The organism is Verrucomicrobiota bacterium (genome assembly GCA_016871535.1).
Lineage (GTDB): Bacteria > Verrucomicrobiota > Verrucomicrobiia > Limisphaerales > SIBE01 > VHCZ01.
In genome coordinates this window covers 1-13,118 of sequence record VHCZ01000174.1, presented here as the reverse complement: position 1 = coordinate 13,118, position 13,118 = coordinate 1, and the positions used below count along the sequence as shown (strand labels likewise).

The 13,118-nt window shown below is 59.8% G+C and carries 14 protein-coding genes; 9 read left to right on the top strand and 5 right to left on the bottom strand.

The annotated features are described in order from the left end of the window. Positions 1 to 260: 260 nt before the first annotated feature. The 3 genes from FJ398_19385 (at position 261) to FJ398_19375 (ending at position 1,587) form a co-directional block, all read left to right on the top strand. A complete protein-coding gene (locus FJ398_19385) occupies positions 261 to 470 on the top strand; it encodes a hypothetical protein (GenBank protein ID MBM3840084.1) in 210 nt (69 codons plus the stop codon). 84 nt (positions 471 to 554) lie between these two features. Beyond that, on the top strand, positions 555 to 1,388 hold the full coding sequence (locus tag FJ398_19380; GenBank protein ID MBM3840083.1) for a PDZ domain-containing protein: 834 nt from the start codon (positions 555 to 557) through the stop codon (positions 1,386 to 1,388). Continuing rightward, positions 1,306 to 1,587, top strand: a complete 282-nt coding sequence (locus tag FJ398_19375) for a PDZ domain-containing protein (protein MBM3840082.1) — start codon at positions 1,306 to 1,308, stop codon at positions 1,585 to 1,587. The genes FJ398_19380 and FJ398_19375 overlap by 83 nt, the downstream gene beginning before the upstream one ends. Positions 1,588 to 1,991: 404 nt before the next feature. Here the strand turns inward: FJ398_19375 and FJ398_19370 are convergent, their stop codons facing one another. Further along, positions 1,992 to 3,191: an FtsX-like permease family protein gene (locus FJ398_19370; GenBank protein ID MBM3840081.1), complete on the bottom strand. Its 1,200-nt coding sequence runs from the start codon at positions 3,189 to 3,191 to the stop codon at positions 1,992 to 1,994. A 1-nt stretch (position 3,192) separates the two neighbouring features. Continuing rightward, positions 3,193 to 4,347 (bottom strand): ABC transporter permease, encoded by a 1,155-nt coding sequence (locus FJ398_19365; GenBank protein ID MBM3840080.1) that lies wholly within the window; start codon positions 4,345 to 4,347, stop codon positions 3,193 to 3,195. A 660-nt stretch (positions 4,348 to 5,007) separates the two neighbouring features. On the opposite strand from FJ398_19365, the gene FJ398_19360 reads away from it, so the two are divergent. Continuing rightward, entirely contained in the window at positions 5,008 to 5,481 is a 474-nt protein-coding gene (locus tag FJ398_19360; GenBank protein ID MBM3840079.1) for a hypothetical protein, read from the top strand. Between the two features lie 151 nt (positions 5,482 to 5,632). Next, complete coding sequence (locus FJ398_19355; protein ID MBM3840078.1) at positions 5,633 to 6,796, top strand: DUF4445 domain-containing protein; 1,164 nt, start codon at positions 5,633 to 5,635, stop codon at positions 6,794 to 6,796. Positions 6,797 to 6,855: 59 nt separating this feature from the next. On the opposite strand, the gene FJ398_19350 is transcribed toward FJ398_19355, so the two are convergent. Both FJ398_19350 and FJ398_19345 read right to left on the bottom strand, forming a co-directional pair. Beyond that, entirely contained in the window at positions 6,856 to 7,149 is a 294-nt protein-coding gene (locus FJ398_19350; protein ID MBM3840077.1) for a hypothetical protein, read from the bottom strand. A gap of 540 nt (positions 7,150 to 7,689) precedes the next feature. Then, positions 7,690 to 8,838, bottom strand: a complete 1,149-nt coding sequence (locus tag FJ398_19345; GenBank protein ID MBM3840076.1) for a DUF1624 domain-containing protein — start codon at positions 8,836 to 8,838, stop codon at positions 7,690 to 7,692. On the opposite strand from FJ398_19345, the gene FJ398_19340 reads away from it, so the two are divergent. Both FJ398_19340 and FJ398_19335 read left to right on the top strand, forming a co-directional pair. After that, a complete protein-coding gene (locus tag FJ398_19340; protein MBM3840075.1) occupies positions 8,713 to 9,123 on the top strand; it encodes an AraC family transcriptional regulator in 411 nt (136 codons plus the stop codon). The genes FJ398_19345 and FJ398_19340 overlap by 126 nt on opposite strands. A 527-nt stretch (positions 9,124 to 9,650) precedes the next feature. After that, on the top strand, positions 9,651 to 10,271 hold the full coding sequence (locus FJ398_19335) for a DedA family protein (GenBank protein MBM3840074.1): 621 nt from the start codon (positions 9,651 to 9,653) through the stop codon (positions 10,269 to 10,271). 87 nt (positions 10,272 to 10,358) lie between these two features. Here the strand turns inward: FJ398_19335 and FJ398_19330 are convergent, their stop codons facing one another. Beyond that, positions 10,359 to 10,739 (bottom strand): hypothetical protein, encoded by a 381-nt coding sequence (locus FJ398_19330; GenBank protein ID MBM3840073.1) that lies wholly within the window; start codon positions 10,737 to 10,739, stop codon positions 10,359 to 10,361. Positions 10,740 to 11,147: 408 nt separating this feature from the next. On the opposite strand from FJ398_19330, the gene FJ398_19325 reads away from it, so the two are divergent. Next, positions 11,148 to 12,293: a cardiolipin synthase B gene (locus tag FJ398_19325; GenBank protein MBM3840072.1), complete on the top strand. Its 1,146-nt coding sequence runs from the start codon at positions 11,148 to 11,150 to the stop codon at positions 12,291 to 12,293. A gap of 303 nt (positions 12,294 to 12,596) precedes the next feature. Beyond that, positions 12,597 to 12,980, top strand: a complete 384-nt coding sequence (locus FJ398_19320) for an iron-sulfur cluster assembly accessory protein (protein ID MBM3840071.1) — start codon at positions 12,597 to 12,599, stop codon at positions 12,978 to 12,980. Positions 12,981 to 13,118: the final 138 nt, after the last annotated feature.

The window sequence follows — 13,118 nt, the reverse complement described above, 5'->3', positions numbered from 1 at the left end:
GAGTTAACCGACATCCATGTCGGTGGAAAACCTTCGTTGCAGGCGTCTTCCGTTATCCTGTGCGATAGACTAACTACCGCTGCCGATGCCTGGATAATCGGCCCGCCTGGGGAAAACTTTAGGGGAAGTTTTGCTTTCTGAAAATGAAGCCCATGGCGGAAGCGGTGGAAGAGTTGGAAACGGGCGGGCGCTGAAAACGCTTGAATCCTGGCCGAACCATCGCGTCTAATTCCGGCACGCATCAGATCATAAATCATTCTATGAGACACATCACCGGAATCATCTTGGGTTCTCTAATTCTAACTTCACTGACCGCTTTCGCGGCCGAAGACCGGCGGCAACGCGTTTTGGATGACCGCACTCAAGTCCAGGCCCAGGGTGATTGGGTCTATAACGATCTAGGCAAAGGCACGGAGGAAGCGAAACGAACCGGCAAGCCGCTGCTCGTTGTTCTCCGGTGCATCCCGTGAGTGGATTGCCGAAGTTTTGACGAACAGGTTGTTCGTCGCGATCCGCAGGTTCGAGATTTGATGGACCGGTTCGTTTGCGTCTGATTGGTCCAGGCCAACACGCTTGATCTGGCGCAATTCCAGTTTGACTTCGACCTCACCTTCGCCGCGTTTTTCATGAACCCGGACGGCACGCTCTATGGGCGTTTCGGCTCGCGGTCCGATCGCAAGGACGCGATGAAGGACATGTCCATGGAAGGCTTCCGAAAGGCGCTCGCCGCGGCTTTGGAAATGCACAGAGGTTTTCCCGCCAACAAAGCGTCGCTGGCCGGAAAACGCGGGCCGGCCCCGCGCTTCAAGGTGCCGATCGAATACCCGTTCCTGCAGGGCAAGTATGCAGAGAAACTCGATTACGAAGGCAAAGTCGTCCAAAGCTGCGTGCACTGCCATCAGGTGCGGGACGCGGAATTTCGACTTTACCGAAGCGACCAGAAGTCGATCCCGGATGAAGTGCTTTACGCCTGGCCGATTCCCGGCGTCGTCGGTCTCGAACTCAACCCGCAAGAAAAATCGACGGTCGCGCGAGTGGCCGGCGGCTCGGCGGCGGAAAAGGCCGGCTTCAGGGCGGGCGACGAGATTCTCACGCTGCAGAGCCAGCCGATGCTCTCCATTGCGGATGTGCAATGGGTGTTGCACAATGCGCCCGCTCAAGGAACGCTCAAAGCGGAGGTCCTGCGCGCGGGACAGAAGACTGTCCTCAACCTCGCGCTGGCGGAAGGGTGGAAGAAGAAAGCGGACATTTCCTGGCGGGCCACCTCATGGGACCTTCGGCGCATGGCCGCAGGCGGTTTGTTGTTTGCGCGAACTGCCGGAGGAAGATCGCCGAAAATCGAATCTCACGGACAAACAACTGGGACTGATCGCCGAGCACGTCGGTGAGTACGGCGAGCATGCCGCGGCAAAGCGCGCGGGATTCTTGAAGGGCGATGTCCTGATCGAGGTGGACGGCCGGAGCGACCGTTTCAGCGAAAGCCAATTGCTCGGTTACCTGGTGCAAAACCGCATGCCGGGCGCCCGGATTCCAGTGACCGTGCTGCGCAAAGGCGAGCGCGTGAAGCTCGAACTGCCCATGCAGTGAGCGAGCGTTGGCCGTCCTATTAGTGAAGGACCTTTCCGCCAGGATCAGGCCGCCTTCCGGATTGGAGTTCGCGGCGGCAGAGGTTCGACCGAGCGCGATCGTTGGGAGGGCCAGCAGTGTGGTTGCGGCGCACAAAGCAACCAGCCGTTGCGCCTTTGAGTTTGCGTGATTCTTCATATGCTCTTTCCTGCGGTAACGGCCGCGTCGAAAACGCGAATCGTTTCCCGTGAGCATTCTAACAGCAGCTCTCCGGCCCGGCGAAGGTAGGTCTTGACCCTAAAACATGAGAGACCGTGGGAACTGTCCATACTCGCGATGGCGAACCTGTTCTCAGCGAGCCGAGACAGACGTATCCAAGCGCGTCGATCGGCTCGCCGAGACGGTCATCCGGCCGCCCTACCGCCCTACAGTTCCCGCAACGCCGAGGCGACGGGCAAACGCGCCGCGCGGATCGCCGGGAACAACCCGCCGAACAAGCCGATCACGGCAGCATACACCGCCCCTTGCACCAAAAGCTGCTGCGTCACGTCAAACGCAAAAGTCACCTGGCTGAAGCTTTGCCAGTTCAACGTCGAAGTCCGGAATCCGTCGAACGCGAAATAGGCCAGCGCCGCGCCAATCGCCCCGCCGAGCAACGAGAGGATCAACGATTCGATCAAAACCGAAATCACGACGGGACCGCTCCTGAACCCCAGCGCGCGCAGCGTCGCGATCTCCCGCGTCCGGGAGGCCACGGCGGTGTACATCGTGTTCAAAGCCCCGAAAATGGCGCCGACGGCCATGAGCGCCGCGATCAAAGAACCGAGGCCCGTGATCAAATTATAGAGGATCGTGGATTGTTCGGCGTAATATTCGTTCTGGCGAACGACCTTGACGTTCACCCGCGGATCGGACGTCAGCGCGTCTTTGAATTCCTGAAATGCGCCCGGCGAATTGAGCCGGACAAAGACGGATTGGAACGAGTTGCCGCCCTGATAAGCGCCTTGCAGGACGGTGGCGTCGGTCCAGATTTCCGACTCGGCAATGCCGCCGTTCGCTGTGAAAATCCCGACCACCGTCCATTCATTCCGCCCCACGCTCAGCTTCGACCCCAGATTGAGTCCGGCGAATTCTCCCAACGCCCCGACTCCGACGATGATTTCGTTGCGCCCCGTGTCAAACTTCCGCCCGTCGATGATCTGGATCGCGCTATGAACCTGGAAGGCCGCGGGTTCGACCCCGCGCAACGGCACGTTGGCGTCGGTCCCCGTGGACCGCTTCGGCAGGTTGATGACCACGAACAGCTCCGCCGACGCCAGCGGGCCCTCCGCGCCGCGCGCGACGCCTGGAAAATCCGCGATGATGCGCGCTTCGTTCCCGCCCAAAACGCTCATCATTTCGCTGTCCGAACCGCTGCGCATGACCATGGCCACGCTCGGATCCCCGGTGTTCTTCATGACCGCGCGAAAGCCTTGCGCGATCGAGAGCACTCCCACGAGCACCCCCACCACGCCGGCCGTGCCAAACACCGAAGCGGCCGCCGACCCTTTCCGCTGCGGCACGGTGAGAATCCCAAACGTCACCACAGAAATGATCTGCGAAAACCAATTGAGCGGATTGGTCATGTCACATCCTCCTCAGAGCCTCGGCGATGCGCAGCCGCATGGCTTGAAGCGCGGGAAACAAACCCGCGATCGCCCCAAGCGCCCCGACCAAGACGAATCCGATGCCCAGGTCCTTTGTCGGCAAGTGAAACATCGGGAAAGCTCCTCCCGTGGGATCACCTTGGGAAATGGCAATCCACGCCAGCCCCAGACCAAGCCCGCCTCCCAGGGCGGCCAGCACGCAAGACTCGGTTAGCACAATGCCCAGCACTTGGCCGTTCGTGAAACCCAGCGCTTTGAGCACGGCCAGCTCCTCCGTCCGCTCGCGCACCGCTTGAGCCATGGTGTTGCCGGCCACGAGCAAAATCGTGAAGAACACGGCGCTCAAAATGGCCGTCAAGATCGCGCCCACGTTTCCAACCTGCTTGGCGAAACCTTGCACGAAGGCGCCCTCCGTTTCCGCTTTGGTCTCCGCCGGCGAATTCATGAATTCGTTGTCGATCAGTTTCGCCGCGTCCGCCGCCTTGTTGGGATCAGCGACGCGCACGATGTACCAGCCCACCGTGCCCTTCGCGAAGGCGCGCGCCTCATCAAAGTAATCGTAGCGGAAGTAAAGCGAGGTGGTGTCTGTGCCCTTCTTCGCGCCGTCGTAAATCCCGACCAGATCGAATTCCCAGGTTCGCTGGCCGCCTTCCTTGACCCAGATCGTGGCCTGGATTGGAATGCGATCGCCGATCTTCCAGCCGAACTTTTCCGCTGATTTCCGGCCCACGATCGCGCCTGTCCGCGTTTGGAGCCAGGCGTTCTTCTGGTCCTCCGGCAGGATGAATTCCGGGTAAAGATCGAGATGCTCCTCCGGTTCGACCGGCATTTGCGCAAAAAAGTTTTTCGGATCCTGGTAAATGCCCCCAAACCATGTCGCGTGCGTGACCTTGGCCACGCCCGGAACGCGCGCGATCCGGTCCTGGTACGACCCAGGCAACAATTGCGTCAGCGAAACGCGATGGCGAACGATCAAGCGATCCGCCGCCGTGACGTTCACTCCGCCGACCAGGGCCTCGCCAATGGCGCACAGGAACCCGTAGAGCACGAAGGCGACGAGGATCGAGAGCACGGTGAGGATCGTCCGCAGTTTCCTGCGTTTCAGATTGCTCCAGATCAAGTAGAGGAATTTCATTCGCGATTGGCCGGCGCCACCGTCAGCACCGCCGCGTAAGGCTGCCCCATTGCTTACAGGCCGGCGCCAGCAAGGTCAAGAAAGCCTGCGCGATTTGAATCCCTCTTCGGTCCTCTTTCGGTAGGGCGAGCCTGTCCCCAGCGAGCCGAATCACACGTGTTCCAAGCTCGTCAATCGGCTCGCCGGGACGGTCTCGCCCTACCGGCCATCCGTTTGCCGTCCAAGAAATCGCTTGCTCTAAAAACCCTTCGGTAGGGCGAGCCTGTCCCCAGCGAGCCGAATCACACGTGTTCCAAACTCGTCAATCGGCTCGCCGGGACGGTCTCGCCCTACTGGCCATCCGTTTTGCCGTCCAAGAGATCGCTTGCGCTAAAAACCCTTCGGTAGGGCGAGCCTGTCCCCAGCGAGCCGAATCACACGTGTTCCAAGCTCGTCAATCGGCTCGCCGGGACGGTCTCGCCCTACCGGCCATCCGTTTGCCGTCCAAGAGATCGCTTGCGCTAAAAACCCTTCGGTAGGGCGAGCCTGTCCCCAGCGAGCCGAATCACACGTGTTCCAAGCTCGTCGTTCGGCTCGCCGGGACGGTCTCGCCCTACCTTGCTTGAAGCGTAGGTAAAATCCGACTTGCTCCAGAACGAGCTTCCGACAATATCCAAGGCCATGAAGGAGGACGATTCGCCGGATTTGCCCGTTCGCAAGAAGCTTCCCCATGGAATTCCGCAATGGGTCGATGAACGAAGTTTCTACTTCATCACGATCTGTTGCGTGCCACGTTGGGAGAACCAACTTTGCCACTCTCGAGTCGGCCAAGGAGTGCTCGATTCCGTTGACTTCTATCACCAACACTTGAGATGGCATTGTCTGCTCTTTCTGCTCATGCCGGATCATGCGCATGGCATTATCTGTTTTCCCAGAGACGAGGGCATGAAACCCCTGATCCGTTCATGGAAACGATATGCGGCACGAACGTGGAAGATCGAATGGCAGTCGGACTTTTTTGATCACCGATTGCGGAGCCGGGTGCTATTGGAAGAGAAGGTTTCCTACATCCTGAATAATCCGCTTCGCGCGGGTTTGTGCGGCGATTCGGCCGCATGGCCGTACGTTTACCATCCAATGGATCGCTTGCTCTAAAAACCCTTCGGTAGGGCGAGCCTGTCCCCAGCGAGCCGAATCACACGTGTTCCAAACTCGTCGTTCGGCTCGCCGGGGACGGACTCGCCCTACCTGGCCGGTTGATCGAAGTCAAACCCATGCCCGACGGTTTGCCCTAGCCTCCAGACTTATGGCGGATCGCGTACGGATCGAGCTGTTGCCTCTCGGCGAGAAGCTCATGGTCGAACGCGGCGCGGCGCTGCACGATCATCTCTTCGCTTACGGCGTCGAGTTCCCCTGCGGCGGGCGCGGCCGCTGCAAAGGATGTCGAATCCGCGTGCTCGGAACGCCACCGCCGGTTTCGGAAGTCGAATCGCGAGCGCTGACGGCTCCGGAGATCGATGCCGGCTGGCGCCTGGCGTGCCAGACCAGGGCCGAAACGGATTCGACCCTTGAAATCGCCCAATGGGAGATTCCGATCCTGTCCGATGATTCGTGGTTTGATTTTGCGCCGCAAGCCGGGCTGGGCGTCGCCGTCGATCTGGGCACCACGACCCTCGTTGCCCAGTTGCTCGATTTGCGCAGCGGGTGCGTGCTCGGCGTCCGGACGGCCCTGAACGCGCAAGCCAGTTACGGCGCGGACATCATGAGCCGCATCGAGTTCGCGGTCGCGCGGCAAGGCCAGGCCAAGTTGACGCGGCTGGCGCGAAAACAGATTGGCAAACTGATCGAAGACCTCCTCGAATGCGTTCGCGAGGATCAGGCGGACTTGAGGAATGTCGTCCTCGTGGGCAACACGGTGATGCACCATCTCTTTTGCGGCATCGATCTTGAGCCGCTCTCGCATTACCCGTTCGAACCCGAGTATTACGGGCTGCAGACCTTTCGCGCCTCGTATCTGGGCTGGCGGCTGCGCGGCGACCCGGTCGTGCGATTCCTGCCGTGCATCGGAGGATTCGTCGGCAGCGATATTTTGGCCGGGGTCCTGACGACGCGGCTGCACGAGAGCCGCGATCTGGAGGCGCTCATTGATCTGGGAACCAACGGGGAAATCCTCGTCGGAAATTCCGAACGGATGCTGTGCGCTTCCACGGCGGCGGGGCCCGCGTTCGAGGGCGCGCGCATTTCCCTGGGCATGAGAGCCGCCACCGGCGCGATTTCGGAGGTGCGCGTCCACGATGGCCAGCTTCAATGCCAATCGTTTGCTGCCCGCCGGAAACACCGCGCTGCACGGCGCCAAGCTGGCCCTATTTCACTTGGACCAAATCGACGCCAGGGTGGCGCAAATCTTGAAACAGATTCAGCACGTGCCGCTCAACGAGGCAGATGGCTTCCAGGACACGTTCGTGGATGAAATGCGTTTTCCGGAACCGGATCGCAACCCGTAACCTCATTCAACCTGGAAAAAGTAGTTCAACCACATAGAGCACAAAGAACACAAAGATTCGAGCAGACGTCTGTGGAGTGGCGGGCGAGCGAAGCGCCCAGTGCTTCGACCGTCGCCAACGAACCGCTCCTGCCGGAGATGCCCAGCCCCAGCCGTTTTCGGAGAGTCCGGATCTTCCAGCGAAGGTACTCCCGGCGGCGTTGCCGGCTGAGTTGCATGAAATTTCCCATCCAGGTGCAAAGATTCCAAACGAAGCGCAGGCCATGCAAGGGCGTCCAGACCACGCGGTCATAACTCGAATTGGGCGCCGAGCAATCCATACTGGGCAGACCGTGGGATTGACGACAGATCGACCGGAGAACCGTAGCGCAGATTTTCAATCTGCGGTATCGCCGATTTCCAATCGGCAGGGCGCCGGCAAGTCCCAGCGTGCTCGGACTGGGAGACGCCCCGCAGAATACAATTCTGCGATACGGCAGAGGGCAACTCTGCGCTACGAGCTTTGTCGTCCATCCCGGCCGTCAACGTCCTGCAAGTCCTCCGGTTCGGTGCTGTCAATGTAGCGCGGGAGGTTGAGGTTGAAATTGTTCTTGTCGCTGATCTCGGTAAGCGGCACAAGGCGGGCGTAACAGGGATCGCTGCCATCCTGCCGGAGATCGTGTCAAAACCGCGCCGTGGCCGCGATGGAATTCTGCGAGCAGGCGACCGAGCACTGAGCCGTCGCCAAATTTGTAAACCCCAAGACGGATTCGGTGGAAGAACTGTACCGCGGGCCATGACAGATAAGCGACAGAATCCTCTCTGCCCAGGGCCTCCGTTTGCTCGGTTAACTCCTGCTCGAATCGAAACGTTCGGTACGGCTACAGTCTCAGAAAGATCTTCTTCTGGTAAAGAAAGCGCACGATCAGGAAGCCCATGCCGAGGCCGACGATCTGGATCACCAGATCACCGAACCCTTTCGTGACCGCGGTGTCGAAGAAGTTCTTGACGTTTCCGCCGGCGAACCGCGCGGCCAGGCGCTCGAAATTGACGACGTTGTCGAGCACGTAAATCGTGATCGGGTTCATGCCAATCCAGACAAACGGCACGGCCCATTTCTGAAACTTCCACACTTCGATCACCTGGTAAAAGAGTCCGAGCAGAACGCAACTGTAGCCGCCGGCGACCAGGACGTAGGAAGAAGTCCATATCTTCTTGATCACCGGGAATTGCAGTCCCCAAAGAAAACCAAGCAACACGCCGACGATGCCGCCGCCGATCAGAAACGCCACTTTCTGGCGCGGCGCCACGGCGTCGTTCTTCAGAAGGAACCCGGCCAGCACGCCGAGCAAGCACGTCGCAACCGCAGGCAGGGTGCTGAGCAACCCTTCGGGATCCCAGTCGCCATCGTAGCGCTTGCCGGGGAGATAAAGCTTGTCGATGTAATTGGCGAGATTTGCGCCGGGGGCGAAGGAACCGGCGCCGATTCCTGGCACGGGCACAAACGACATCAATCCCCAGTAACCGAGGAGCAGGCCCGCGCTGACGCCGATGATCCCTTTGGTTTTGAAGTGGCAGAACACGAAACCGGCGAACAAGTAGCACAGCGCGATGCGATTCAAGACCCCCATCACGCGGATGTTCGGCCATTCATTCGACGCGCCGCCGTAGTACCACAACCCGAGGGCGAACAGCAGAATCGAGCGGCGAAGGATTCGCTTATAGGCGGCCAGCGTGCCTTCCTCCTCCACGAGCTGCCCCAGGGAAAACACAATCGACACGCCCACGATGAACACGAAGAGTGGGAAAATCAGGTCGTAGAAAGCGAAGCCTTCCCACTCTTTGTGGCGAAGCTGGTTCGCCAGCGCACGCACGACTCCGGTGTCGCTGATTTTGTCGAGCGCATGAACCAGCCCTTCAGCGCCAACAATCCAGAACATGTCAAAACCCCTCAGCGCATCCAGGGACAGAAGGCGGGGCGACGCGGCGGCGGATGCAACAGGCGAGGAAGAAGAACTGGAGTGGGCCATGGGCCAGGATTATACGGACCTTGCACCCAAATGGTAGATCGGATTTGGTGCGTCCGCAAACGACGCCCGCTGGATGGGGTGCGATTAATCCGGCGGTTCCAGCAGGCTTTGCAGCAAGTAGAGTCGCGGCAAGAGGTCCAATGGACTGACCTCGCCTGCGCGTGCGGTTATTACGATCAGGCCCATTTCGTCCATGATTTTCGTGGGTTTTCCGGCCTGAACCCGTCGGCCTACCTGACTCAGCGCGGGGAATACCTGAACTTCGTGCCAATGCCGGAATGGTGAAATCTGACCACGGATTATCCGTGTCCATCCGTGGTCCCCAATCTCTTCGCGTGGTAAATTTTTTCCAAGACGCCTGTCGCGGAGAATGACAGAGTGCGCGCGCCCAAACCAACCATAAACCTCATCTTGGTCAAAACTGAACTTATGAAAACGCTCGCCACCTGGGAAGGCGAAGGCGTGACGGAAGTGCGCGCGACCAGCGAACTTCGCGCGGACGGAACGCTGCACGTCAAATCCGAATATCTAAAGAAAGGCGAATGGGTGCCGGGTCATGATATCCGGTATCAGGAGGACGCGAAGGCCGAGGTGATTTTCAAGTAGGGGAGCGCGGGCACATTCGCCCCTCCCATGACCTGTCCCCAGCGAGCTGGGTCGGCCGTGTTCCACCCACGTCGAGCGGCTCGCCAGGATGGACTCGCCCTACCGGGTCATGGGCCGAGTGCAGTCCGAAAGGAATTAAAATTAGCGTTGCATCGGTCTGGTCAGGTTTGACATTTTCTCGGCTCACGTTTGACCGCGCCGAGAACATGATCACCGAGAAAATCTCCGAAATCGCCGTCCAGATCCTGGACACCACGGGCTATGCAGGCGCCGGCTTCCTCATGGCGTTGGAAAGCATGATCGCGCCCGTGCCGAGCGAAGCGGTCATGCCTTTCGTGGGTTTCCAGGTCGCGGACGGCAAATGGAACCTCTGGCTGGCGATCGGTTCGACCAGCGCTGGCTCGATCCTCGGTTCGCTGCTTTCCTACTGGATGGGTTATTACGGAGGCAAACCGTTCGTTCTCAAAGCGGGAAAATATCTTCTTTTGAACCAGCACGACCTGGAGCTGACCGAAAAATTCTTCCACAAACGCAAAGGGACCTGGACCATTCTCATCAGCCGCTTCATCCCGGTGATCCGGCACTTCATCTCCATCCCTGCCGGAATTGGAAGGATGCCGCTGACGCCGTTTCTGGGGACGACCTTTGTTGGCGCGACGGTATGGAACACCTTTCTTTTGATCTGCGGCATGAAATTGCGCGAGCAATGGCCCGTCATCCAGAAATACTCGCATCAGGCGGACATCGCGGTGGTCGCAGCCATCCTCGCCGGTGCCGGTTGGTTCGTCTATTCGCGCCGAACTCCCGGAAAGCGGTCCAATCTATGATCTGTGATCTATGATTCATGATTCTGAAGTTCAAGAGAAATCCCGGCGCCACGACGTCGGCGCTGTAGCCGCTGGTGTAAATGACTTTCAAGTCCGGTTTCCCGGCCTGCAAGTGATTCCGGGTTCTTCAGGCAGTGACCCGCGATCGACCAGCCTGGCCCCGTCCGTGATGGCTTGCCGGGTAAAGAAGGCGGTTTCGCTATCCGTGTGATTCGGCGTGACCTCGACCCACTGGCTATTCACGATCTCGACCTGCAAGATCGGCTCGGTCCGACCGAGGTCGCGCGTGTGCAGGCCGAAGCTGCAAACATCCCAGCCGATCAGGTTCTGAGCGGCATCCACGATCACCCGGGCGGCTTCTTTGGGCGAATTCGCCACGCTCAGATGGCGGCCCAGACTGGAGAACACGGCTTCGCGCTGTAATTGCTCCCGGATCGAGATTGGGTCTTCGAGCCGGGTCTTTGCCATAGAGTGCGCTGTGAACGCTGTGGACTGTGAACTGATTGAGACGTGCATATTGGGTGCCACGTTGCGGCCTGGGTGAAGGAGCGCGGACCGCTGGTCGGCGCGGGGTCAGGGCGCGAGGCTCAGGAAGCGCGCCGAACGGCCCTCTTGCGCCATTTTCGCGAGATTCCTCGTGGCGGCACGACCGCCGCGACGCGCGCGTAATCGCCGTGTGCCGGGATTGTGCGTGTCTGAGGAAATCCGCGCTGCCAAAACGTGGCACGTAGTTGGATTTCCTGGACAGCGGTGGCGGTGATGTGGACGGTCCGAGGTGACGGAAGACTCAGTGATCAGTATTGGTATGATCCGTGGGCCCAACTGCTTTTCCTGGTTCAACGCTGTAACGACTTCGGCTAATTTCCTGCGCAAGTTGTGACATCGAAAAACTCGGCATCGGCCCCCGCACCCTTTCGCTGGCTGGAAACAGGCAACGAAGCGTTCGAGGAGATGCTCCGGGCGATCTCGCTGGCGCGGATTTCGGTCCGGCTCGAAATGTACATCTTCAGCGCGAGCCCGATCGCCGAGCGGTTCCGCGAAGCGTTGCAGCGCGCGGCCGAACGCGGCGCCGAGGTCAAAGTCTTGATTGACGCCTTTGGGTCGATGACGTTGCCGGACGAGTACTGGGAGCCGGTGCGCCGCGCCGGAGCAGAGGTCCGCTGGTTCAATCCGCTCAGCCTGGAGTGCGACGCGATTCGGGACCATCGCAAGCTGCTGGTCTGCGACGGCGCCGTGGCTTTTGTCGGGGGCTTCAACATCGCGGCCGAATACCAGGGCGACGGGGTCGAGCAAGGTTGGCGCGACTGCGGCGTGGAGATTCACGGAGAAATGGCGCGGGAACTGGGGGCGTCGTTCGATGCGATGTTCGCGATGGCCGAGTTCAGCCATAAAAGGCTGGCCAGATTCCGGCGAGCCTCGGTTCGCCAGGTGATTTCAACGCCTGAAGGCCAGATTCTGCTGACCGGGCCCGGTCGAGGACGAAACCTGCTCAAGCGCGCGCTCCTGAGCGATCTGCGCCGGGCCTTAAGTGTGCGAATCATCTCGGCTTACTTTGTGCCGACGCGCCCCATCTGCAGGGCGTTGACGCGCGCGGCCCGGCGCGGCTGCCGGGTGCAGATCATTCTGGCCGGCCAATCGGACGTTCCCTTCGTGCAAGCATCCAGCCGGCGTTTTTACCAGGCTTATCTCAAATCCGGGATCGAGATTTACGAGTATGAACCGCAGATCCTGCACGCGAAGTTGGTGTTGGTGGATGGGATCGTTTATGTCGGCTCAGCCAATCTTGACCGGCGCAGCCTTTACATCAACTACGAGTTGGTGTTGCGCCTGCCCGATCCGGACCTGGCCCGGCAGGCGGGCGCCATGTTCGAGCGTGATTTGTCGTTCTGCCGGAAAATCGACGCCCGAACCTGGGGAAAGTCGCGGACATTCTGGAACAAACTCAAAGAGCGTTGGGCTTACTTTCTGGTCGCGCGCGTCGATCCGTTCCTCGCCCGCCGGCAATGGCGACATTTGCAATGATTGTTCAGTCTTGGTGGGGCGAGGCTCCTGCCGAGCCGATCCATCGCAGAGTTCGATTGAATTTGGCTCGCGCGGACGCTCGCCCCACCGGGGTTCGTCATTACGATTTGCGATGATTGACGCCCCGCCAGAGCACCGTTAGTTTGAGGCGTAGCGCGGATTTGTAATCTGCTGTATCGCAGGATTACATCCTGCAGACCGCTGGTCATTCGGACGCTGCGGAGCTTGCCGGTGCGCTGCCGATTTCAAATCGGCGATACGGCAGAGTGCAACTCTGCGCTACAGAGACGAGCACCAATTATGATGGCCGGAAAGACCAGCAACGCCAATTCGCAGCCGGGTTTTCGCGTCGGAGATGAGCGTCTCATCAAGCTGACACCCAGCGCCGCGAAGAAGGTGATTTCGCTTCTGAACAAACAAGGCCGTCCCAACGGCGTGCTGCGCGTCGCCGTGGTCGGGGGCGGTTGTTCGGGCCTGCAATACAAGATGGATCTGCAAAACCAACCGGCCAACCGCGATATCCTGGTGGAGACGGCGGGGGTGAAGGTTGTAGTGGACCCCAAGAGCGCGCTCTACGTCACGGGATCGGAATTGGATTACCTGGACGCTCTTCAAGACGGCGGGTTCAAGGTCAAGAATCCCAATGCCGCCACGACTTGCTCCTGCGGCGAGAGTTTCAGCGCATAGAACGTGGGCTAAGTGGTCCGTTTCGTAAATACGCTCACGTTCGTTGCGCCCAATTTGGCCTGGGGCAAGGCGCGACGAGCGAGCATCCCCCGCCAGTGGGGCTGTGACCGAGGAGCAACGCAGCCCCAGGCAAAATTC